We start from the raw sequence: 20,594 nt of genomic DNA, 5'->3' as shown, positions 1-20,594 counted from the left end.
TAACCACCAGCAGCAAGGGCAAATGTAAACTCAACATAAGCGCCGAGGAGCCGGGAGCGAGGTGCGAGGTGCGAGGTGCAAAACAAGGCGCAAAACAAAAATGCCTTCCCATCAATTTAGATAAGAAGGCATTTATATCGCTTTATGTATAAGTCTATGATGATTATGGGGCAGCTTCTTACATCTAACCCACAATGACAGACTATTTTAGATTAACATTACCGCCTGTGGTGTAAGTGAACTCACGGGTTTTATCGTCTTTACCGGTTAAGATACCTGATCCCATATTATCGACTAGCATACCAGTGCCATTATCAAAGTGAAAATTATCCTTGGTTTGACCGTAGAAGAGGGCATCATCTGGCTGATCGGCAATAAAGTTGCTTGGGCCCATGGACACCTGCCACACGGTGCTCGTGCCCGAGCTTAAAACTTGTTGTTCCAAAGACATCGAACTCTGGGTTTTAAGATCCACCTGAAACTTCATGCCACCACTGTCGATATCAACAAAGGTATCGGTACTGGTAACTACATAATTAACTGTACCTGTAGATGTGTTAGGCGTAGCTACCACTTTCAGCTCACCTGAAAGGCCAGACACAACATGATCATATTCACCTGTACCACAACCCGGGTTATCACCACAGACGAGTGCCGCCTGTGCAATTAGCTCTAAACTCTTAACCACCATTTCGGCAGCAGTAGTTGCTTCGCCATCGTCATTGACATCGATACCCGCATTATCTACAAAAAAATCTTCCACATCATCAGAACCACAACCTGCCAGCACACCGAAAACAACCGCTGCTAGCGCAATTTTTGAAAATTTATTCATAATCATTACCTACCTTTAAGATGAAACACTCAGAGTGTCAGTGACTTTTAAGCAGGAAGCTGACAGATATCAGAAACAGATCTAAATCAATCTTATCAAAAATATCGCAGGACATCCCCATCCCGTACTATCAAGCTGGCACTTCAACAGCTGTGTATCACAGCAGGTATAATTATAGGTGAATCTCAATATTGCGCGAATCAAGGAATATAAAAAAACTATATAAGACAAGTATATTAGGCTAATACTTCATTAAAAAATGCCAGTCAAAAAGACTGGCATCTTATTTGATTAGCTTACTTCCCTAAGGTTGAGAAATCGCTAAAACCATTAGCCTAATAGCGACAGGGCTGTCTGCGGGATCTGGTTCGCCTGCGCGAGCATTGCTGAAGAAGTTTGCGACAGGATCTGCTGCTTAGTCAGCTCGGCCGTTTCCTTAGCGAAATCCACATCCTGGATACGGCTGCGAGCATCGGTCACGTTCGACTGAATGTTGTTCAGGTTGTTGATGGTGAAACTCATGCGGTTTTGCACCGCACCAAGGTCTGCACGATTGCTGTCAATCATAGCAATAGCATCATCTATTGCACCGATAGCATATTGAGCACCTGCTGCAGAAGAAATATTGATATCTTGTGCAGTATAACTACCAGTATCATCACCGCCTAAAGCAAAAGGAGAGGAAAGGGTAACTGGTGCTGGAGTCGCCTGATCATCTGTTGCCGTTAGGGTAAGCGTATCTCCATTATTTCCTACGCCCCCAAAATTGATATTGCCAGAATCATCAACAGTGACTAACACTCCAGTATCACTAAGTGCGCTATTTAATTTTGCAGCTAGACTATCGGCATCATCAGCGATCTCTACATCAACATCGATAGTAGTAGCGCTACCGCCTGATGGAGTATAAGAGAAGCTTAAGGTACCTGATACGCCATCAGAGTCATTATCATTTGTCTGTAAAGCTGTAATATTCACTGCACTTAACTGACCATCTACCGATTTACCACCGAAAGTGCCAATAGCAGTCGCAGAAACATCACCCAATGTCATTGAGATAGTTTCATTGGCATTGGAACCTATTTGGAATGACTGAGTTCCATAGCTACCATCAAGCAGTTTCTGACCGCCGAACGAGGTGGTTTCTGCGATACGGGTCAGCTCTGTTTGCAAGGCTGAGAGCTCTTTTTGCAGCGCGGCGCGATCTTCAGCCGAGTTTGAGCCGTTAGCCGATTGCAAAGACAAGTCGCGCATACGCTGCAGAATGTTGGTCGATTCTTGCATCGCACCTTCGGCGGTCTGGGCGATTGAGATACCGTCGTTGGCGTTACGTACAGCAACCCCTAAGCCATTGATCTGACTGGTTAGACGATTAGAGATCTGCAGACCTGCTGCATCATCTTTGGCACTGTTAATACGCAGCCCCGAAGAGAGACGCTCCATCGAAGTCTTAAGACTGTTACCGGCACCATTTAAGTTATTTTGTGCCTTCATCGATGTGACGTTAGTATTTACCGTAATTGCCATTTTACTTTCCCCTTTAAGTAAGAGCATCGCCAAGACTGAGGGTCCGGCCTAAATTAATTGTTTATTTATTAATAAAACTGTTTATAAAATATGTTTCGGCCTCTCGGCCGCGGGTGATTCCCTGTAACCGACTTTTGCGTGAGGTTACAGATAATCAAACAAACTGGTTGAGCCGACTTTAGTGAACACATTGGATACCGCACTCAATGCCAGCTGCTGTTTCTGCAGTTCTGTAATGGCCTCTGCCAGATCCAGATCTTCCAACATAGACAGCGCCGAAGTATTGATCAGCTTCTCTTCCGTGTGCGCACTCTGATAATCCTCTATCTTCTTGAGTTCGTTACCCGCGATGCCGCGATTAATGTCGATCTCTTCCGCGCAGTTATCGATTTGATTCAACAACTGTGCCAATTCTGAATCTCCCTGAGGCGTGCCCATCTTAGAAGGATCATTTAAGATGGTGACTATCTGCTCCATAGTGTCGAATACGTTCACCTCGGTTTGCGGCGTCAGGGTAAAGCTATCCCCCGCCGCCGGTGCTCCGTCGAGACTAACTTCTATGCCGTTAAAGCTCACCGGCTGACTGGGATCGAAATTAGGAAAAACCTGGTTATTGCCAGCAGAATCTGTCACTTGCAGATCCAGCCCTCCGGCGCCGTTATCGCTGAAACTAAAAGTATATTGCTCTGGCGCTATAGCCACATGGCTAGCAGGATCGGCAATTTTTGCGCTGTTAATGTAGAGATCACCCTGCTGTCCCGGCAGATAATTGACGCCAAAGTCACCTAAAGGATTCGGCGCCTTCATAAAGGCATTGTCCCCCGGCAAGTTAGTGCCGATCGTGATGCCAGAGGCAACAATTGCTTGCCTAATGCCGTTATCGCCGCTGTAGACTATCTGGCCTGAGGCATCGAAGGCGAAAGGCGGGCTCGAGGTCTTGTTACCGGCAAAAATATAGTTGCCCGATTCATCGGTAGCATTGGCGATCCCCAAAAGGGCTTCTAAGTTGGCCTTGATATCTGTGGCAATCGCCTGCCTGTCTGTGCCGTCCAGGGCGCCATTCATTGCCGACAGCACCTGCTCTTTCATTGTGCTCACCAGTTCCTGGGCGCCGCCCAGCTTACTCTCGGCCAGAGAGAGACGATAATTGGCATAATCGATATTTTTAATATATTGATCTACCAACGCATTTTTCTTATTCAGGTTATCTATGCCAATAGCGGCGATAGGATCGTCCCCTGCGGTATTCACCTTCTTGCCGCTGGCGATCTGCTCCATGATCTTGCTGGTCGCACTCTGTCTATCCAGTACGCTAGTAATGTTTTTCTGGTACATCTGTGCCGTCGAGATGCGCATCCTTAACTACTCCTATCGCGCCGAACTAAGTAAAGTGTCAAACAGCTCACTGGCCGTGGTCATGATACGAGCCGAGGCCTGATAGGCCTGCTGAAATCGCATCAGATTGGCGGCTTCCTCATCGAGGTTAACCCCCGATTCGCTCTGCACCCTGTTATAGGCCTGGGCATAAACCGCTGAGGCGGAACTTAAGATCACCTCGGCGCTCTTGGCCTTGCTGCCGACCTCAAGCTTAGTGTTTTCAAACACGTCATTCAGGGTCGAGCTGCCACCCTGCATGATCTTGGCTTCATTTAAACCTGCCATGGCGATGGCATTGCTGTTATCCCCTTCGGCATAGGTGAGATCGAAGGTAAAGCTATCCCCTGTTGCCGCTGCCAAGCTTTCCACATCGAAGCGGATGCCAAAAGCATCTACGCTCGGCGGCGTATAACTGCCTGTGCCTAAAGAGTTACCCGCGCTGTCGAACGCCTCATAGGTGTTAGTGCTGGTATCGAGCTGAAAGGTAATTTGCGAGCCCACGCCGGGAAACGCGGCATTGCTGGCATCCATCCCCTTAAGGGCGACAGAGGTATTGCCCGAGTTGGCACTGTCCGAGGTGATTTTCACCCCGGCGGCCGCCAGCCCCTTGGGATCTGTCATCACTACCTTGATACCCGCCGCCGCACCGGATGTGGGACGGATCTCAAACTTATCGCCCGATGCCATAGCGCCGGCATCGATATTGATACTAAAACCATTGCCGCCGGTAAGCTGAGTACCGCTCAGTGTCAGCGGCGTCACAGCGCCCGTCTCTTTATCTTTTAACTCATAGGTCGAGGGCGCGGTGAAGCTCAGCTCATAGCTGCCGCCTGTGAGTGCACCGACATCGTCGATATTAACCCGCAGCGCTGCATTGCCTGTGTTATTGCCAAAGGCGGCAACCCGGCCCGCCGACATGGCGGCATCGTTGATATCTAAAAACAGATCGCTGCCCACATTGCCGTGCAGATCGAACCCCTGAGACTGGGCCTGATTAAAACTGTCGGCTACGCCCAAGGCTAGCTGACCCAGATCCAGCTGCGCCGGTACTAGGGTCTCATCGCGAAACGCAAACAGCGCCCCCAGGGTGCCGCCCAGTTTGCTGGCATCGATCTTCAGGCTCTGATTGCCCGAAGTCGCGGTAATGTCCAGCTCGGCCGGATAGGGATCGCCCTTGATCGAGCCCATCTGCATGGAGAGCTCACCAGACACCAACATCACAGAGCCGCCCAGCATGATGCTCTTGGCGCCCGAATCTAAGGGGATCACATTGACCTGAGCATATTCGCTCAGCTCCTGAATAAGGGCTTCCTGCTTATCGAGCAGAGTATGATCATTGCCCGAGGACTTCATCAGCTCGCGGTTGATATTGCCCAGCTCCTTGCTGATATCATTAATTCTGTCGGTCACCGCCGAGATCTGATCGTTAGTCTGCTTCATCTGACCATCGAGCTGGGACTGCATCTTATTGAGCGCCGCCGCCAGTTGCGAGGCATTGCCCAGCACGCCGCTGCGCACGCCAATATCTTTGCTCATATCCGCCAGGCTGTTCAGGCCGGAGAAGAGTTCGGTCAGGCTACTGGGCACCGCCTTACCTATCTGGGAAAACAGCTGATCCAGCTCGCTGAGTTTAGTCTGCGCCGTCTGCGCCTCGCTGAAAGTGGTTTGGCCGATGCGCAGTTCGCGGGCGGCATATTCGTTATAGATGCGCTTCACATCGGAAATATAGGTACCAGAGCCATAGAAATTGCTGCCGAGACGATTCGCGCCTAAGGTCGATTGCTCGGCGACCTGACGATGGTAGCCCTGGGTATTAGCATTGGCGATATTATTACTGGTCACAGATAACTGAGACTGGGATGCCAACACACCGCTACGGGCAATATTGAGAATGTCCATCGACATTAGCTGTTACCTCTTAATTGATCAGCTGCGCTGTTAATGTTCATTGGGCCACCTTAGAGATGACTGAGCCGAAAGATTGAGTCACTGATTGCATCACGCGCAGCACCTTGTCGGCATAATTGGGGTCGGTTGCGTAGCCAGCATCCTGCAGCCCCTGAATAAATGCACCAGGGTCGGCCGCCTTATCGATTGCATCCTGATACCGGTCGCCCTGGGAGATAAAAGCAACGAAGTCATCGAAGCTCTGTTTAATATCGCCATAGACGCGGAAATCGGCGCGCTGTCTGACGGCGACTCCTTGTTCAAACTCCAGAGTGCTCACACCGGCTTTATCGCCCTGCCAGCGACTGTCGGCCTTGATATTGAACAGGTTATTGCTCGGTTCACCATTGGCCTGACGCACTATCTTCTGTCCCCAGCCCGTCTCTAAGGCCGACTGAGCAATAAGCACCTCGGGTGTGGTGCCAAGCGTCTTAGCCGCCTGCTGGGCATAGGGATAGAGCGCCGTCACAAACTCATCCTGACTGTTAAAGCCATTCATAGGCGCCGATGATGGCAAGAGTTTGCCGCTGAGCAGTGAGTCCACAAGGGCAACGCCGCCCTTAGATGGTGTCACGTTCGTCTGACCTGTTTCTGCCGAAGAGGCTTGAACCGTCTGCGCCGCCTGAGTTCGCAAGCGAGCAAAATCTGTATGCCCGAGGGCAACTTGATTGCTCTCACCACGCAGTACCGAGGCGGGCGTCATAGCGCTGTTTTGCGGGTCAAGCTGCTGCACCATCAGATCCGCCAGCCCAAGCACCCCTTTATCCGAGAGGTTGACCGACAGCTGTTGGTCATACATCTGCTCATAAAACTTGGTGTACTGGCTGTTCATAGGACTGTCGGATTCAAATATCGCATTGGCATCGCGCATGCTTTTCATCAGCATCTGCACGAAGATCCCCTCAAACTGCTGGGCGACCTCTTTCAAGGCTGCCTTATCATCTTTTTGTGCCTTGGCCCTGAGGGAATCGAGTCCCCCAAGGTCAAGAAAATGCGATGAATTTGACAGCTTTTCCATATTCAATCCGACAAAATTTAGATGATGATAAGCTCACCATGCAAAGCACCTGCCACTTTTAGTGCTTCGAGGATAGCCAATACATCCGATGGCGCCGCGCCCACCATATTCACCGCTCGCACCAACTCATCTAACGAGGTGCCAGGGTCAAACAAGAACATGCGGTTATCCCGCTCAGACACATCGATAGTGCTGTTGCTGGTCACCACAGTATCTCCCTGAGACAGCGGATTGGGCTGAGACACCTGAGTCGCCTCGGCGATAGTCACAGTCAAACCGCCATGGGTCACGGCCGCAGGCAGCAGGCGCACATCTTTACCCACAACAATAGTGCCGGTGCGTGAATTGACTATCACCTTGGCGGCCTCATCGGCAGGCTCAACCTCTATGTTTTCTAAGGTTGCAAGAAACGAGACCCGCTGAGACACATCACGGGGCGCACTCACCTGAACCGACGCCGCATCCAGCGCTCTTGCCATATCGGGGCCAAGCAGCTCATTAATGGCATCGGCCAGACGTTTAGCCGTCGAGAAATCGGCGCGTCTTAGGTTAAATGTAAGGTGATCGCCCGTAGAAAAGGGCGTTGCCACTGTGCGCTCGACTATGGCGCCATTAGGAATACGCCCCACGGTCGGGGTATTTTGGATCACCTTGGAGCCATCGAGTCCCTCGGCGCTGAAACCGCTAACCACCATGCTGCCCTGGGCGATGGCATACACATTGCCGTCTACCCCTTTAAGGAAAGTTTGCAGCAAAGTACCGCCGCGCAGGCTCTTGGCCTCACCCAGGCTTGAAACTGTCACATCCAGGCTTTGGCCGGGTTTGATAAAGGCCGGCATACTGGCACTGACCGCCACCACGGCGACATTCTTGATTTTGGGCCTGAAATTATCCGGCATATTGATGCCAAAATTTTTCAGCATGGTTTTAAAGGTCTGCTCTGTGTAGCGGGTCTTCTCACCTGTGCCGGGCAAACCGACGACCAAACCATAACCGATAAGCTGGTTATCACGCACCCCTTGCACGTTGGCGATATCCTTGATGCGATCGGCATGGCTGAGGCCTGAAAAAAGCAGACAGAAAAAGGTTAGAAAGAGTCTAAATTGCATGCTACTACTCCTAGAAAGGCCACCAATCGCTCAGGAAAAACTGTCCCAGCCAGCCCACTTTTTGCGCATCGGCAAAGGTGCCAGTGCCGCTGTACTGAATACGGGCGTTGGCCACTCGCTGAGAGGCGATTGTGTTATCCGGTCCGATATCCTGAGAGCGCACTATGCCAGTGACCCGCACAAACTCATCGCCGTTATTGATGGTGATCCACTTCTCGCCGCGGATCACCAGATTACCGTTGGGCAATACCTGCATCACGTTAGCCGAGATGCTGCCCGATAAGCTGTTGCTCTGATCCGCATCTGACTCACGCTTGGTATTCATGCTGTCGCCATAGCGCAGATCGATAGGGCTGCCCTTAATGGTCACATTGCCGCCACCGGCATAGATGGGGTCGAGTGACACGTCTGAGCCCTTCTTGATCTCATTGCCGGCACTCTTCTTCGCCTGGGTCGACTCCTGCAGAATGACGGTAATGATATCGCCCACTTTCAATGCCTTGATATCGGAATAGAGGCTGGCCGCCTGACTGTCCAGATACATAGATCCTGTGGGTTCCACCTTGGTCGGCGGCGCTTCTGGGTAGACGGGTGCATAGAAAGGGTCATCGGCGATCGGCTTCTGATGTGCCGGGCTGCTGCAACCAATTAAGAACAGGTTTGCCCCTAACAGACTCACGACCAATAAGCGGGATTTAATCATAGCCAGCCTCTAGAGATTCTGATTCACGTAGGACAACATCTGATCCACAGCAGAGATCACCTTGGAGTTCATCTCGTAAATACGCTGACTCTCGATAAGGTTTACCAGCTCTTCGGTAACGTTAACGTTGGAGGTCTCCAGAGCGCCTTGACGTACCGCTCCCATGCCATCGAGCGAGGCCGTGCCCTGAATAGGCGTGCCGCTGGCGCCGGTTTCGGTATAGAGATTCTGACCGATTGGGTCTAAGCCGCTTGGATTGATGAAATCTGTCATGGTCAGCTGACCGACAATCTGGTTCTCGGCGGCATCGTTGGTCTTGACCGACACTTCACCCTCGGCAGAAACCGTAATACTGGTGGCATTTTCCGGAATGGTGATAGAAGGCTGCACCACATAGCCTGAGCCTGAAGTCACCAGCTGACCTGTGTCATCTAAGGAGAACTGACCGTTACGGGTATAGGCGCTGGTGCCATCGGGCATCTGCACCTCGAAAAAGCCTGGGCCTTCAATCATCAGATCCAGCGAGTTATCTGTCGTCACCATGTTGCCTTGGGTAAACAGCTTCTGGGTTGCCACCACCTTGGTACCGGCACCGACATTTAAGCCATTGGGCAGCTTAGTATTCTGCGCGCTAACACCACCAGCCTGATTGACGGTCTGATACAGAAGATCTTCAAATACCGCCCGGCTCTTCTTGTAACCGACCGTACTGGCGTTGGCCACATTGTTAGAGATGACAGAGATATCTGTCTGCTGGGCATCAAGACCTGTTTTACTAATCCATAACGCGGGATGCATATACTCTCTCCTAACTAATGCGCATTAATGACGAAGAGGACTGATCCATCTCTTCGGCGGTTTTCATCATTTTGACTTGCATCTCAAACTGACGCTGCAGGTCGATCAAGGCAACCATTTCACTCACGGCGTTGACATTGCTGCCCTCAATCGCGCCGCGCTCAACAAAAACGTTGGCATCGGCAGGGGCGGCCACGCCTGACATCTGGCGAAACAGACCATCTTCGCCGCGCATCAGATTCTGGTTACCAGGGTTAACCAGTTTGATACGCCCTACCTCTTCAAACACTTCAGCTGTCGCGCCGAGGGGGCGCACCGAGATGATGCCATCCTGGGCTATTTCAATTTTTTCAATGGGTAGCGGTAGTACTATGGGACCAGCATCGCCCATGATGGGGTTATTTCTGTCGTTAAGCAGTAAGCCAGTTTCGTCATAACGCAGGCTACCAGATCGGGTATAAGCCTCGCTGCCATCGGCGGCCTGTACGGCAATCCAGCCATCCCCCTTGATGGCAATATCCAGATCCCGTCCTGTGGTCTGCAGCGGTCCACTGGCAAAGTTAGCCGATGGGCTCTCTGTCATGGAAAATACCCGGGTCGGCAAGCCCTCACCGAAGGCCTGCATCGAGCGCGCATGTTCTAAATCTGACTTAAAACCGTCGGTATTGGCATTGGCAAGGTTGTTCGCCCGCACGGCAAGCGAATTCATATTCTGCTTGGCCCCACTCATGGCGACATAAAGTAATTTGTCCACTTGCTGCTCCGTCAATGTTTTAGCTTAAAACGCGAATGACAACTAAAAAGCAAAAGCCATGCCAAAACAAAGACAAAATGAACAAACAAAAATCAAATAGATAGCGGGATTTAATGATGAAAAAAACGACAGCGGAAAGGGAAGCGGAAGTGTGTTGCCAGGGCGGCAACACACTTGGTCAAACTGAGTCTCGCTTAATCAAGATTGAGTCAAGACTGAGTTAGCGGATCTGCAGTACCGTTTGTTGCAAGGTATTGTTGATCTCAAGGGTGCGTGAGTTGGCCTGGAAGTTACGCTGCGCCGAGATCAGATCCACCAGCTCAGTGGTCAGATCCACGTTAGACTGCTCCAGCGCAGAGGAACTGATGCTACCAAAGGTGCCGCTATTGGCTTCACCGGCCAGCGCCACGCCCGAGGCGATACTGGCTTTCCAAGAAGTGTTCCCCACCTGAGTCAGCCCTTGCTCGTTAGAGAAACGCGCTAAGGCCACACGGGCAAGTGGCACAGTCGTACCATTACTGTAACTGGCGTTGATCAAGCCATCTTCACCGATCTCAACATTGGTCAGACGCCCAACAGTGGTACCGTCCTGGCTTAATTGAGTCACCTCAAAGGCCGATGCATACTGAGTCGGATTATTAAAGGCGATAGTAATAGCCTGAGTACCGTCTGTACCGGCGCCCAGTACGTTGGCACCGCCCACACCCAGCTGCTCTGTGGTGATCACACCAGGATCGCTGCTGACATAGGCACCGGTATCGTTAAAGGTCAGTACCGAACCTTTCCAGCCGCCTGATGTCACAGCTGTGCCTGTCGAGTCAGCGTTACCATCACCCGTGGTATCAGTACCATAAGTACCGGCGGTGCCGCCCAAATCGACAGGATTACCATCTACCGCATAGAAAGCCACCCAGTTACTCGAACCTGTATAGGCACCATCGTTGGGACGCACAAAATAGGTGGTCAACACGTGGGGCTCACCTAGGGAGTCATAGATGGTTACTGAGGTCGAGTTGTTAAAAGTGCTTGGATCGTTTGGATCGAAGGCGGCAGGATCTAAAGTGCCACCACCCGCGTCCAGATTCAGCTGAATACCCACATTATTGGTCTTCTGTGGACTACCGGCCGTGTCTGGGATCTTCACCGGCTGGGTAGTGGTCAGACTCACTGAGGTCGAAGTCCCTGCTGTGTCTACAGGGAAAGTCATCAAATAGTCACCCGCCGAGTTGACCAGATAGTTGCCAGCATTGACTTTAAACTCACCGGCACGGGTGTAAGAGAGATCTTTAGAATCCACCCCCGAGGAGGTTACGAAGAAACCGCTGCCTCGGATCGCCATATCCAAGGCATTGTTGGTCGAGGCTAAACTGCCCTGATGAAATTGCTGCGCGACCTGCGCGGTATTGACACCGCCACCCACTGCAGTTTTGCCACTGGTGAAAATCGAGTTGGCGTAAACATCGGCAAATTCGGCCCGTGACTCTTTAAAGCCTGTGGTGTTCACGTTGGCAATGTTGTTCGCCGTCGTGTTGAGATCTTTTTGTGCTGCAGCGATACCACTCAGTGCAATATTAAATGACATAAATCACCTCTTAAAAAATAAAAACCGGTATTGGACTTCGGACCTAGTGTCCTGACTTACCTTCTATTAGCTTTCTGATACGGCCAGCACATCGGTAAGTAAGATGCCACCTATGCCTCTAAGGTTTAAAATTGCGCCAGAGCCGCCAGCTCCCAGAGAAACACTGGTTACATGGGCATAGCTGGAGACGGTTAAATCCTGACTTTCACCACTCACACGCCCACTGGCACTGATGGTATAATTACCACTCTTGACCGGCTCACCATCGCTGTCTAGGCCATCCCATTCCACATCGATATTGCCGCCGGCACTGCCATCGACGGTGAAAGTCTTAATCAACTGGCCGTTCTCATCTTCCACCCGAACCGTGATTTTATCGATAGGCTCAGGAGTACTGACCACAGCCTTAATACTTGGCGACTCATCCGAGATATGCCCCACGCCCGATGGGATCAAGACTTTCTGGCCAACCAGACCAGAAGCTTGCAGTGCCTGACTCGAGGTCATGACCGCATTAAGATTGACAATCTGGTCATTGAGCTTGCCGATACCATCGACGGTAGAGAAGGACGCCATCTGGGCGATCATCTGATCGTTATCCACCGGCTTGAATGGATCTTGCATCGACAACTGCTGACTCAACAGGGAGAAGAAATCCTCCTGGGTCAGCTCATTGCTCTTGGCTTCAGGCACCTTAGAGGTCTGAGTCGCGCGCAGGCTATCGAGATAGCCGTTTGAGGTTGAAATGACGCTCATGACTTATCTCCTAAGAATTACTGCCGATACGCAGCGTCTGTTGCAACATAGACTTAGCCGCATCGGCCACCTGCACATTCATCTGATAGGAACGTGATGCCGAGATCATATTGGCCATCTCCTCCATCACATTGACATTGGGCTTATAGATAAAGCCATCGGTATCGGCCAGAGGGTGATCCGGAGAATACTCTTTTAGCAGCGGCTTATCGCTTTCCACTATCCCAGCCACTTTGACGCTAGCACTGCCCTGCTGTTGCTGACTGGCCTTGGCCATCTCGGCCTCAAACACAGGGTGACGGGCACGGTAGGTAGTATCGACACTGCTGGATACCGAATCGGCATTGGCAATATTACTGGCTGTGGTATTTAAGCGTACCGATTGGGCCGACATGCCCGAACCCGCCACATTAAAGATATTAAAGAGGCTCATCATTAACTTCCTCTGATGGCTTTTTTCAAGCCAGAAAACTTACTGTCTAAGAAACCCAGTGACATCTGATATTCGAGGGCGTTTTGCATAAATGCCGATTTTTCCTGCTGAACATCTACCGTATTGCCATCTCCCGTATCCGGCTGATTTGGGATGCGGTAGCTCACATGCTCCTGGCTCAGCGCCTTTAAATCGAAGTGCTTTTCATTACTTCTCGTCATGGCAAGGCCACCCTGAGCGCTGGTTGCCGCCTGTAGCGCCTTGTCAAAATCGAGATCTTTTGCCTTGTAATGGGGAGTATCTGCGTTAGCGATATTGGAGGAGATCACCTCGGCACGGGCCGCACGTATTCCTAAGGTGTACTGGTGAACCCCTAATGCCTTATCAAAACTAATCGCCATAAAATTGCCTCCCTTGAGTCATGCCCAATAGAAAAGCAATTCTTATGCCAAAAACTTTATTAAAAGAGAGGGGTTAGGTGAAACATAATGAAATACCGGCAATCAACCGACATTTCCGATGGAAGTAAACCTGTCGAAAACCAAGCAAGATATTGAAATAGTAAAGGTTTAACCTATGATTCTGAAGTGAATACCATTAACCTGCCATGGGGCGCACAGCCATATTCACCCTAGCTGCGCTTCTGATAATAGATACCCGGATTACAACGAACCATCTCAAACTCATCGCCCAGGCCCGCCAACGACTCGGAGGCACCGAGAAACAAGATCCCTTTCGGATTGAGGGCGGCAGCAAATTGCCGCAGAATCTTCAGCTTTGCCTCCGGCGAAAAATAGATAAGCACATTACGACAGAAGATGATGTCGAACTTGCCGAGCAAGGTATAACTGTCGAGCAGGTTATGGGCCCTGAAGTTCACCAGCGACTTAACATTAGTTTTAAGCCGCATCGCACCATTGGTGGTAGGTTCAAAAAACTGACGTTTGCGCGCATCAGACAAGCCTCGCCCCAAAGCCAAAGTGTCATATTCGGCAAGTTTACACCGCTCAAGCATACTGGGAGAGAGATCGGTCGCGAGAATAGAGGCACTGCCAGGCAGGCCGCCCGGTTTGTGCTGCTGATATTCTAAAATACTCATGGCCAGGGAATAGGGTTCCTGACCCGATGAGCAGGCGGCAGACCAGATTTTCAGCGGCCGACCTAGGCGGGAGTATTGCGGCAGGATATTCTGTGTCAGCAGTTCGAAGGGATAAGTATCACGAAACCAGAGGGTTTCGTTGGTCGTCATGGCATCGATCACTTCCGAGCGCAAATGGCGCTCGCTGGGGATCATAGACTGCTTGAGCACCGCCGACAGAGAGGGAAGATTATACTTCCCCAACAGAGGGGCCAGTCGACTACGAACGAGATACTGCTTATTTTGTCCCAGCACTATACCGCTGTGCTGTTCTAAAAATAATCTAAATTGATTGTATTCGACTTCCGCGAGTGTTTTATCCAGCACCTTGATATCCCATATATCAAACAAAAAACAAGCTAGCGCAATATAATAACAAGGATCAGTACCTGATAATATTTCCCATTAGCAAACGCTATTATAGCGATATAACGCCATGAGAGTGAGCTATTTATATGATAGCCATCAAACTATATGCTTAAATATTTATTCACGGCGCCAGCGAGTTCATCTGGATTAAATTTGGCAATAAAATCATCGGCTCCCACCTTTTCCACCATGGCCTGATTAAACACGCCACTCAAAGATGTGTGCAGCACCACCTTGATATCTTTGAGTTTTGGGTTATCGCGGATCGCCGCAGTCAGGGTGTAACCATCCATCTCTGGCATCTCGATATCTGAGATGATAAGCGGGATCTCATCGGCGACATTGTCCAGCTCCATGGCCATATTGTTGAGCTTAAGCAGCGCTTCTTTGCCATCTTGCGCCGTATCTATCTGCAGATTAAGCGACTCTAAGGCGCGAATAATCTGCTTTCTCGCCACAGTGGAGTCATCGATCACCATGATATGAAAATGGCGCTCACGATCTATGGTTAACCTGGCATCGAGATCGGCACTGATATGGGAGCGTATCGGAGAGATCTCATCGAGGATCTTCTCTACATCCAGAATCTCCACCAGCTCATCTTCGATTTCGGTCACAGCTGTAAGGTAAGAGAAACGCCCCGCGCCCTTTGGCGGCGGCATGATGGCTTCCCAGTTCATATTCATGATGCGCTCAACCGAGCTCACCAAAAAACCCTGCACGCTGCGATTATATTCGGCAATGATAACGAAACTATTGCGTATATCCTGGATGGGGCGACCACCAATCGCGGCGCTCAGATCGATAACCGATATAGTTTGGCCACGAATATGCGCCACGCCTCGTATATGGGGGTTAAGTTTAGGCAGGCTGGTTAATGGCGGGCATTGCAGCACCTCTTTCACCTTAAAGACGTTGATCCCAAACCGCTGGCGGCCGTTTAACTTAAACATCAACAACTCTAGACGATTTTGCCCAACCAACTGGGTACGTTTATTAACTGACTCAAGAATACTCGACATATTGCCTTGCCTTAACTGTCGGGTGAATGCCACACCATCCCATAAATAGTGGGATAGGCATATTAATTGCTTTAAATCATTTTCATGAAGAGCGACTGGTCATTCTGTCAAATATATGACGAGTAATGCCATCCATTTTTCAGTCACTTGCTCAAACGCTTATAGGATCACACAGACGAGGCTTCTCGCCCTGACACTATGAAAACGATTTTTTGGTTCTGCCTACTCTCATTGCTCAGCATAGGGTTTCCCCTTAGGGCGCAAACAGCAGTTGCTCCCTCTGTATCGGCCATTTCCGATTTAGCTATAGCCACAATCCAGGAAAAATTAACCCTGCCGGACAATGCCAGGGTGAATATCAGTCCCCAGAGCCTGGACTCACGTCTTGCTATCCCCCGCTGCAGTTCACCACTCACAGCTGAGCTAGCCAGTGACAGGGAGATAAGCCGAAATAATACCTTAAAAATCAGTTGTCAAAGCCCTGATTTACCCTATCCGTGGCAGATATTTATCTCAGTGCGGGTCGATATTCTCTATCCTGTAGTCGTGGCACTGCAGCCGCTTAGCCCCGGCGATATTATCTCGACCGATTCGGTAAAACTTGAGTATGTGGAACAGACCAACCTGCGCGGCCAGCAATTTGATGCCATTAACCAGGTCGAGGGTACCCGGGTTAAACGCCGAATCGCCCCCAATCAAGCCATCTACAACACTAACCTCTGCTTCGTCTGTAAGGGTGATATTGTTTCCATCTATGCAAGAACCCCAAGCTTCACCATAAAAACCACAGGCGAAGCCTTAAGTGATGGCAATTTCGGTGATAGAATTCAAGTAAGAAACAGCAAATCATCTAAGATGATTGAAGCCAATGTCATGGGCACGGGCGAGGTTGAGGTTCGCATGTAGTAGATAACATAGCCACTTGGCATAGTCAGTTAGCATAGCCACCTCGCGCTACGCCACAAATGTTACCGCCAATGGACCACAGAAAAATATAAGATTTTTCTGTTTAATTGACTAAAGCTTCACGAGATCAAGCCGATACACAAGTATGTTGATCTTATTTTAAATGTTGGACAAATCATGGCTATAGATATAAAGCAAGTAAATACAAACACTAACAACAGGGCAAGCTCGCTTTCCAATGGAAAGTCTGCCGCGATTAACTCAGGTTCGGCTAAGGCAACACCTGCAGCCGATACTGTAAAAAGTGATTCTGTATCCCTGACATCGGATGCACAAAAAGTGCAGGATATCCAGACTAAGCTCAGTGCTATCCCCGAAATCGATGCCCAGAAAGTGGCCGAAATCAAAGCCGCTATCGCCGAAGGACGCTATAAAGTCGACCCAGAAAAACTGGCCAGTAACATTGCTCAGTTTGAGCATGAACTTAAGGATCTCAATTAATCATCCATGACAGCCATCAATAACATTATTACGCATCAACATACGTTATTAACTGATTTAAAAGCCGTTATTACTGCTGAGAAGGCTGCCTTGATCGCACAAAATGCCGATCAACTCTTGTCGCTGGCCAAAGATAAATCACGGCTTCTTGATGAGATAAAGGCCACTGACGAGCAACTCTCCAGCCATGAAGAGAGTCAGCGGCTCACTACAGAAGCCGATCTTATCGAGCAGGTAGCGAGCATCAAACATGCCCTGGCCGAGTGTAAACAGCTTAATGCACTCAATGCCGATTTAATCGAGCACAGCATAGCCAGTGTGAACCGCTTTACCCAGGCTCTGCAGGTCAGCCGTAACGCCTCGAGTCTGACCTATGATGATAAAGGGCGCACCTCGACCATCTCCACACTAGGCAGCAACCTTAAGGCCTAAAACTTAACTGTTTCTCACGCGTCAAAGGTCCAGCCGAAAACATCACCCAAAAAAGGCCTCTGCGAAAGAGGCCTTCTTGTATCTCTATCTATCTAGCAATTAGAAATACATTACCTGTTTGACCCGCTGAGTGGGATTTTGCTGTTGATACAGTGCCCACACCTGAGCAAAATCCAGCTCCAGCTCAGTAACATAATGATCGCCAGCCGGATAGCTTTTCACCACCCTAGCCCCGCGGATCACCCCGGAAACCGACGCCTGAATGCTGTCGTCAGATAACAGCCAATCACGCACCTGACTTGATGCCGTCAACTGCTGACCATAAACCTGTTCGGCCAGTTCACGGTAGGCGGCAATTTTCGAAGCCTGCATCGCCATCAAGACTTTTTGCGACTGCTGCTTGGCTGGCTGAGACTCCAGCGGCGCGTAGCCTACCGCTTTGAGTGTGGGAAAAGACTCAGGAGTCTCGGTTTGCCATTGCACATACCGATCGTGACTCACACAGGCTGACAGCATGACTAACAGGGGCAAGGTCACCAACCATCTCATTGTTCTCATTGTACTTCTCCAACTAACTGAACTGTTCCCTGGCCCGGCAGCTCATTGCGATACAACAAACCGTCGACGGCCACAACAGACTCTGAAACTTGCAGATAACCGGGGAGATCGGCCGTCTTAACACTGGCAGAGGCCACAGAAACCACCCGATTATTAGTCACATTGACGATACGGCTGTTGATGATCAATTCATCCCGAGAGCGACTCATGGTCGAGACCAGTACATGCTCTACCGGCAACTGAGAGGGCAGCTTGCGCCAATCCCGGCTTAGCAGAAAATCACCGTTTTCAGTCACCCTCACCTGCTCAGCCACATTAATATCCAGCAGATTAAATTGATGATCATGCATGGCGGCGATCAAGCCTTGCTGGATCTGCCGCCCCAAGGCATTGCTGTCTGACAACTTAGTTAACCACACAGGCGTCACGACCAATAGCGGCTGTTTGGCATTGAATTGATTATTCTGTCTGACCAGTTCATTGCCCAGCTGCTTGGTCAGATTTAGCACGGCTGACTGTGCCGGTAATTGATTACCGCTCTCTAACCTGGTCTGCGTCACAGGTTGCGCACAAGCCCCAAGCAGTAGCACGGATGCAAATACCGCTCCCTTGCCTGCGCTTTGATATCCCCTAACCCACTTACTCATAAGCCTCTTCCCAAAACACAGTCGTATTTACGATTGATGAATGCTCATACTCTACCAATACAAAGCCACAGCAAATTACAGGCCAATCCCACAGCTGCACTATGGGTAAAATAGGCTGTGGATGACGGCATCTAGCATATTCTCTGTTTATGTATCTACTTGCAGAGACTATCGGCCGAACGGCCAAAAACTTTAGTCGATACCGAGCCTCTAAGGCAGGCACAGTTATTGCTTAATCCTGTCTGAGTTGCTGCTTATCTATTTTCTGCAGCCAAATGGAGATAAACCAGAGCAAAAACCTGATATAAAGTGTCATCAATTTGGCACCGAACTCAACATCCGCTCTTGTCACCATCCAAGATCAGAGATGCTAAACCCGAAAAGCTAAACCAGAGAAACCCTATGATGAAACGACTGTACCTCTTGCTTCTACTCGCCAGCGTGACTTCCATGAGTACATTTGCTCAATGGGTGGAAACCCAGGGTGAAGCCAGGATCATGGATGGCAATGTCAATCGAGCCAGAGAGGCAGCGATTGAGCAGGCGCTCAAATACCTCAGCCTTAACGATGGCGGACAATTTATCAGCGAGCAACAAACGGAAAATGGTCGCCTTATCAAAGACAGTCTCTCCTTGGTGAAAAATAATCAGCTAGGTCGGGTCGAACTGGTCAATGAAACCATAGATCAGCAACGGCTCAGGGTAACCTTAAGGGTCGATCTGCTGCAAAGTGAGGCTCAGCAATGCCAGACTCACGCCTTAAAAGCCGCGCTGCTTATTCCTCAGGCCATGATAGATGACAGAAGCCAGCTTAACTATGGCAATCTGGGAAACTTGCCTCAGGCACTCTCGACGCGACTGGGTAAAATACTGGGGCAGCAGAGCCAAACCAGCTTTTCACTTGTACATGCCACAGAACGTTTAGATCTGCCCGGCTCAATAGCAAGCAGACAAGGCCAGCGTATGCCAACTTGGTTAAACGAGCTCAACAACAGCCAATACCTGTTATTGCCAGAGATCATGGACATCACCACAGAACCGGTTCAAAGCCACCTCTTTGGTCTGTGGACCGACACGCCACAGCGACAATTTCAGCTCAGGCTATCTCTCTATCATGGGATCAGTGGCGAGCTGATCTGGCGCCAGAACTACGCCTCTGCCGCCCAGTGGCAATTTGAACGGCAAGAGACAGTCTCCAGCCAAAGCCAACGTTTCTGGGATTCGAGTTATGGCAAGAACATAGATACCCTACTCACCCAGGCCAGCAGTGACATAGATAAAGTACTTCAGTGTCGCCCCTTACTCGGGCAGATAATCGCAAAACAAAGTGATCGCATCATGATCAACTTAGGCCGCAACAACGGCATCAGTGTCGGGGATAAATTCCAGCTGGTGCTACAGCAAAATATTCCTGACAGACTGGATAATATGCGTGCTATCGCCACCCAAAGCCGCGCCACTATCACCATAGATCAGGTCAGCCAGCAGACCGCCAGCGCGAAACTGGCCGATACCAACCCAGCCTTGAACATCCAGATAAACGATCTGGCGATTAAGATGTAAGGTGAGGGTCGGGGGGCGAGGTGCGAGGTGCGAGGTGCGGGGGGCGAGGTTTGAGGTGCGAGCAGCCTGTCATTGGCCAAAGTGTAAAATCTCAGACTCAAAGATTGAATACTAAATAAGCAACTAAACTTGAAGCCTTTTCATCCCAGCGAAAACCAGTATAATCACCAGCGTCTCCCTATAGCTCAACAGGATAGAGCAGTCGCCTCCTAAGCGACCGATCGGGGTTCGAGTCCCTGTGGGGAGACCAGTTAGACCTTTTTACAGATAAAATTCAATAACTTGAAATTTTATGAATCTCTGGTGCCGCCCATGTGTCACCATACGCCCCTGTGTCACCCCTGCGTTACTATAAAAGCACACGTTTAGCATCTTCTGTTTTACATCCAGTTAATAGTTATACATTCTCTTAGTCGTTATACATCCTCTTCTTATTAGCCAGATAACTTTCATTTCTCTGCGTTAACCTCAAACCAAAACCAATACCGAAACTGTAGTGGCATAGTGAATTTGGCCACCTGAATAGACGAAGTGATAGACTCACTTCCGGAAAAAAGGTGGTAGAAATGAAGAACACAAGACCGACATTCAGTGCAGAGTTCAAATTAGAAGCTGCGCA

21 protein-coding genes and 1 tRNA gene are annotated in these 20,594 nt (G+C 50.0%); 5 read left to right on the top strand and 17 right to left on the bottom strand.

The genetic code is table 11. From position 1 onward, the window contains the following. Positions 1-202: 202 nt before the first annotated feature. The 15 genes from LZP69_RS12625 to LZP69_RS12555 form a co-directional block, all read right to left on the bottom strand. Entirely contained in the window at positions 203-835 is a 633-nt protein-coding gene (locus LZP69_RS12625) for a hypothetical protein (protein ID WP_234201017.1), read from the bottom strand. Between the two features lie 330 nt (positions 836-1,165). After that, complete coding sequence (locus LZP69_RS12620; RefSeq protein ID WP_234201016.1) at positions 1,166-2,362, bottom strand: flagellin; 1,197 nt, start codon at positions 2,360-2,362, stop codon at positions 1,166-1,168. Positions 2,363-2,506: 144 nt separating this feature from the next. Then, entirely contained in the window at positions 2,507-3,718 is a 1,212-nt protein-coding gene (flgL, locus tag LZP69_RS12615) for a flagellar hook-associated protein FlgL (protein WP_234201015.1), read from the bottom strand. Between the two features lie 12 nt (positions 3,719-3,730). Further along, positions 3,731-5,644, bottom strand: a complete 1,914-nt coding sequence (gene flgK, locus LZP69_RS12610; RefSeq protein WP_234201014.1) for a flagellar hook-associated protein FlgK — start codon at positions 5,642-5,644, stop codon at positions 3,731-3,733. 40 nt (positions 5,645-5,684) lie between these two features. Then, positions 5,685-6,704: a flagellar assembly peptidoglycan hydrolase FlgJ gene (flgJ, locus tag LZP69_RS12605; RefSeq protein ID WP_234201013.1), complete on the bottom strand. Its 1,020-nt coding sequence runs from the start codon at positions 6,702-6,704 to the stop codon at positions 5,685-5,687. A 17-nt stretch (positions 6,705-6,721) separates the two neighbouring features. Continuing rightward, complete coding sequence (locus tag LZP69_RS12600; protein WP_234201012.1) at positions 6,722-7,813, bottom strand: flagellar basal body P-ring protein FlgI; 1,092 nt, start codon at positions 7,811-7,813, stop codon at positions 6,722-6,724. Positions 7,814-7,823: 10 nt separating this feature from the next. Then, a complete protein-coding gene (gene flgH / locus LZP69_RS12595; protein ID WP_234201011.1) occupies positions 7,824-8,516 on the bottom strand; it encodes a flagellar basal body L-ring protein FlgH in 693 nt (230 codons plus the stop codon). 9 nt (positions 8,517-8,525) lie between these two features. Next, positions 8,526-9,314 (bottom strand): flagellar basal-body rod protein FlgG, encoded by a 789-nt coding sequence (gene flgG / locus LZP69_RS12590; RefSeq protein ID WP_234201009.1) that lies wholly within the window; start codon positions 9,312-9,314, stop codon positions 8,526-8,528. 10 nt (positions 9,315-9,324) lie between these two features. Then, a complete protein-coding gene (flgF, locus tag LZP69_RS12585) occupies positions 9,325-10,068 on the bottom strand; it encodes a flagellar basal-body rod protein FlgF (protein ID WP_234201008.1) in 744 nt (247 codons plus the stop codon). A gap of 220 nt (positions 10,069-10,288) precedes the next feature. Further along, the gene (flgE, locus tag LZP69_RS12580) at positions 10,289-11,650 is read right to left on the bottom strand and encodes a flagellar hook protein FlgE (RefSeq protein ID WP_234201007.1); all 1,362 of its coding nucleotides are present in this window, start codon (positions 11,648-11,650) and stop codon (positions 10,289-10,291) included. A gap of 66 nt (positions 11,651-11,716) precedes the next feature. Beyond that, a complete protein-coding gene (gene flgD, locus LZP69_RS12575; protein ID WP_234201006.1) occupies positions 11,717-12,406 on the bottom strand; it encodes a flagellar hook assembly protein FlgD in 690 nt (229 codons plus the stop codon). 10 nt (positions 12,407-12,416) lie between these two features. Beyond that, positions 12,417-12,839, bottom strand: a complete 423-nt coding sequence (flgC, locus tag LZP69_RS12570) for a flagellar basal body rod protein FlgC (protein WP_234201145.1) — start codon at positions 12,837-12,839, stop codon at positions 12,417-12,419. Positions 12,840-12,841: 2 nt separating this feature from the next. Then, positions 12,842-13,240, bottom strand: coding sequence for a flagellar basal body rod protein FlgB (flgB, locus tag LZP69_RS12565; protein WP_234201005.1), 399 nt, complete (start codon positions 13,238-13,240; stop codon positions 12,842-12,844). Positions 13,241-13,470: 230 nt separating this feature from the next. Further along, positions 13,471-14,310 carry a CheR family methyltransferase gene (locus LZP69_RS12560; protein WP_234201143.1) on the bottom strand — a complete coding sequence of 280 codons (840 nt, stop codon included), beginning with the start codon at positions 14,308-14,310 and terminating at the stop codon, positions 13,471-13,473. 137 nt (positions 14,311-14,447) lie between these two features. Continuing rightward, complete coding sequence (locus LZP69_RS12555) at positions 14,448-15,368, bottom strand: chemotaxis protein CheV (protein WP_234201004.1); 921 nt, start codon at positions 15,366-15,368, stop codon at positions 14,448-14,450. A 198-nt stretch (positions 15,369-15,566) separates the two neighbouring features. Between LZP69_RS12555 and flgA the strand changes: the two genes are divergently transcribed. From flgA to LZP69_RS12540, 3 genes are all read left to right on the top strand, one after another. Next, complete coding sequence (gene flgA / locus LZP69_RS12550) at positions 15,567-16,274, top strand: flagellar basal body P-ring formation chaperone FlgA (protein ID WP_234201003.1); 708 nt, start codon at positions 15,567-15,569, stop codon at positions 16,272-16,274. A gap of 177 nt (positions 16,275-16,451) precedes the next feature. Beyond that, positions 16,452-16,775 (top strand): flagellar biosynthesis anti-sigma factor FlgM, encoded by a 324-nt coding sequence (gene flgM, locus LZP69_RS12545; RefSeq protein ID WP_234201001.1) that lies wholly within the window; start codon positions 16,452-16,454, stop codon positions 16,773-16,775. A 6-nt stretch (positions 16,776-16,781) separates the two neighbouring features. Beyond that, positions 16,782-17,207 carry a flagella synthesis protein FlgN gene (locus LZP69_RS12540; protein WP_234201000.1) on the top strand — a complete coding sequence of 142 codons (426 nt, stop codon included), beginning with the start codon at positions 16,782-16,784 and terminating at the stop codon, positions 17,205-17,207. 99 nt (positions 17,208-17,306) lie between these two features. Here LZP69_RS12540 and LZP69_RS12535 read toward each other — a convergent pair whose 3' ends face one another. After that, positions 17,307-17,756: an LPP20 family lipoprotein gene (locus tag LZP69_RS12535; protein ID WP_234201141.1), complete on the bottom strand. Its 450-nt coding sequence runs from the start codon at positions 17,754-17,756 to the stop codon at positions 17,307-17,309. A 5-nt stretch (positions 17,757-17,761) separates the two neighbouring features. Beyond that, positions 17,762-18,412, bottom strand: coding sequence for a FlgO family outer membrane protein (locus LZP69_RS12530; protein WP_234200999.1), 651 nt, complete (start codon positions 18,410-18,412; stop codon positions 17,762-17,764). A 405-nt stretch (positions 18,413-18,817) separates the two neighbouring features. On the opposite strand from LZP69_RS12530, the gene LZP69_RS12525 reads away from it, so the two are divergent. Beyond that, on the top strand, positions 18,818-19,975 hold the full coding sequence (locus LZP69_RS12525) for a flagellar assembly protein T N-terminal domain-containing protein (protein WP_234201139.1): 1,158 nt from the start codon (positions 18,818-18,820) through the stop codon (positions 19,973-19,975). Positions 19,976-20,149: 174 nt separating this feature from the next. After that, positions 20,150-20,225, top strand: a tRNA-Arg gene (locus LZP69_RS12520). Positions 20,226-20,594: the final 369 nt, after the last annotated feature.

Source organism: Shewanella sp. AS1 (assembly GCF_021412565.1).
GTDB lineage: Bacteria > Pseudomonadota > Gammaproteobacteria > Enterobacterales > Shewanellaceae > Shewanella.
Note: the sequence above shows the minus strand (reverse complement) of the source record. Positions and strands in the feature narration are given on the sequence as shown.

Bases quoted from the DNA above. Each gene is read 5' to 3' on its own strand.
- LZP69_RS12625 (WP_234201017.1), bottom strand. From the start codon at position 835: ATGAATAAATTTTCAAAAATTGCGCTAGCAGCGGTTGTTTTCGGTGTG.
- LZP69_RS12620 (WP_234201016.1), bottom strand. From the start codon at position 2,362: ATGGCAATTACGGTAAATACTAACGTCACATCGATGAAGGCACAAAAT.
- flgL (WP_234201015.1), bottom strand. From the start codon at position 3,718: ATGCGCATCTCGACGGCACAGATGTACCAGAAAAACATTACTAGCGTA.
- flgK (WP_234201014.1), bottom strand. From the start codon at position 5,644: ATGTCGATGGACATTCTCAATATTGCCCGTAGCGGTGTGTTGGCATCC.
- flgJ (WP_234201013.1), bottom strand. From the start codon at position 6,704: ATGGAAAAGCTGTCAAATTCATCGCATTTTCTTGACCTTGGGGGACTC.
- LZP69_RS12600 (WP_234201012.1), bottom strand. From the start codon at position 7,813: ATGCAATTTAGACTCTTTCTAACCTTTTTCTGTCTGCTTTTTTCAGGC.
- flgH (WP_234201011.1), bottom strand. From the start codon at position 8,516: ATGATTAAATCCCGCTTATTGGTCGTGAGTCTGTTAGGGGCAAACCTG.
- flgG (WP_234201009.1), bottom strand. From the start codon at position 9,314: ATGCATCCCGCGTTATGGATTAGTAAAACAGGTCTTGATGCCCAGCAG.
- flgE (WP_234201007.1), bottom strand. From the start codon at position 11,650: ATGTCATTTAATATTGCACTGAGTGGTATCGCTGCAGCACAAAAAGAT.
- flgD (WP_234201006.1), bottom strand. From the start codon at position 12,406: ATGAGCGTCATTTCAACCTCAAACGGCTATCTCGATAGCCTGCGCGCG.
- flgC (WP_234201145.1), bottom strand. From the start codon at position 12,839: ATGAGCCTCTTTAATATCTTTAATGTGGCGGGTTCGGGCATGTCGGCC.
- flgB (WP_234201005.1), bottom strand. From the start codon at position 13,240: ATGGCGATTAGTTTTGATAAGGCATTAGGGGTTCACCAGTACACCTTA.
- LZP69_RS12555 (WP_234201004.1), bottom strand. From the start codon at position 15,368: ATGTCGAGTATTCTTGAGTCAGTTAATAAACGTACCCAGTTGGTTGGG.
- flgA (WP_234201003.1), top strand. From the start codon at position 15,567: ATGAAAACGATTTTTTGGTTCTGCCTACTCTCATTGCTCAGCATAGGG.
- flgM (WP_234201001.1), top strand. From the start codon at position 16,452: ATGGCTATAGATATAAAGCAAGTAAATACAAACACTAACAACAGGGCA.
- LZP69_RS12540 (WP_234201000.1), top strand. From the start codon at position 16,782: ATGACAGCCATCAATAACATTATTACGCATCAACATACGTTATTAACT.
- LZP69_RS12535 (WP_234201141.1), bottom strand. From the start codon at position 17,756: ATGAGATGGTTGGTGACCTTGCCCCTGTTAGTCATGCTGTCAGCCTGT.
- LZP69_RS12530 (WP_234200999.1), bottom strand. From the start codon at position 18,412: ATGAGTAAGTGGGTTAGGGGATATCAAAGCGCAGGCAAGGGAGCGGTA.
- LZP69_RS12525 (WP_234201139.1), top strand. From the start codon at position 18,818: ATGAAACGACTGTACCTCTTGCTTCTACTCGCCAGCGTGACTTCCATG.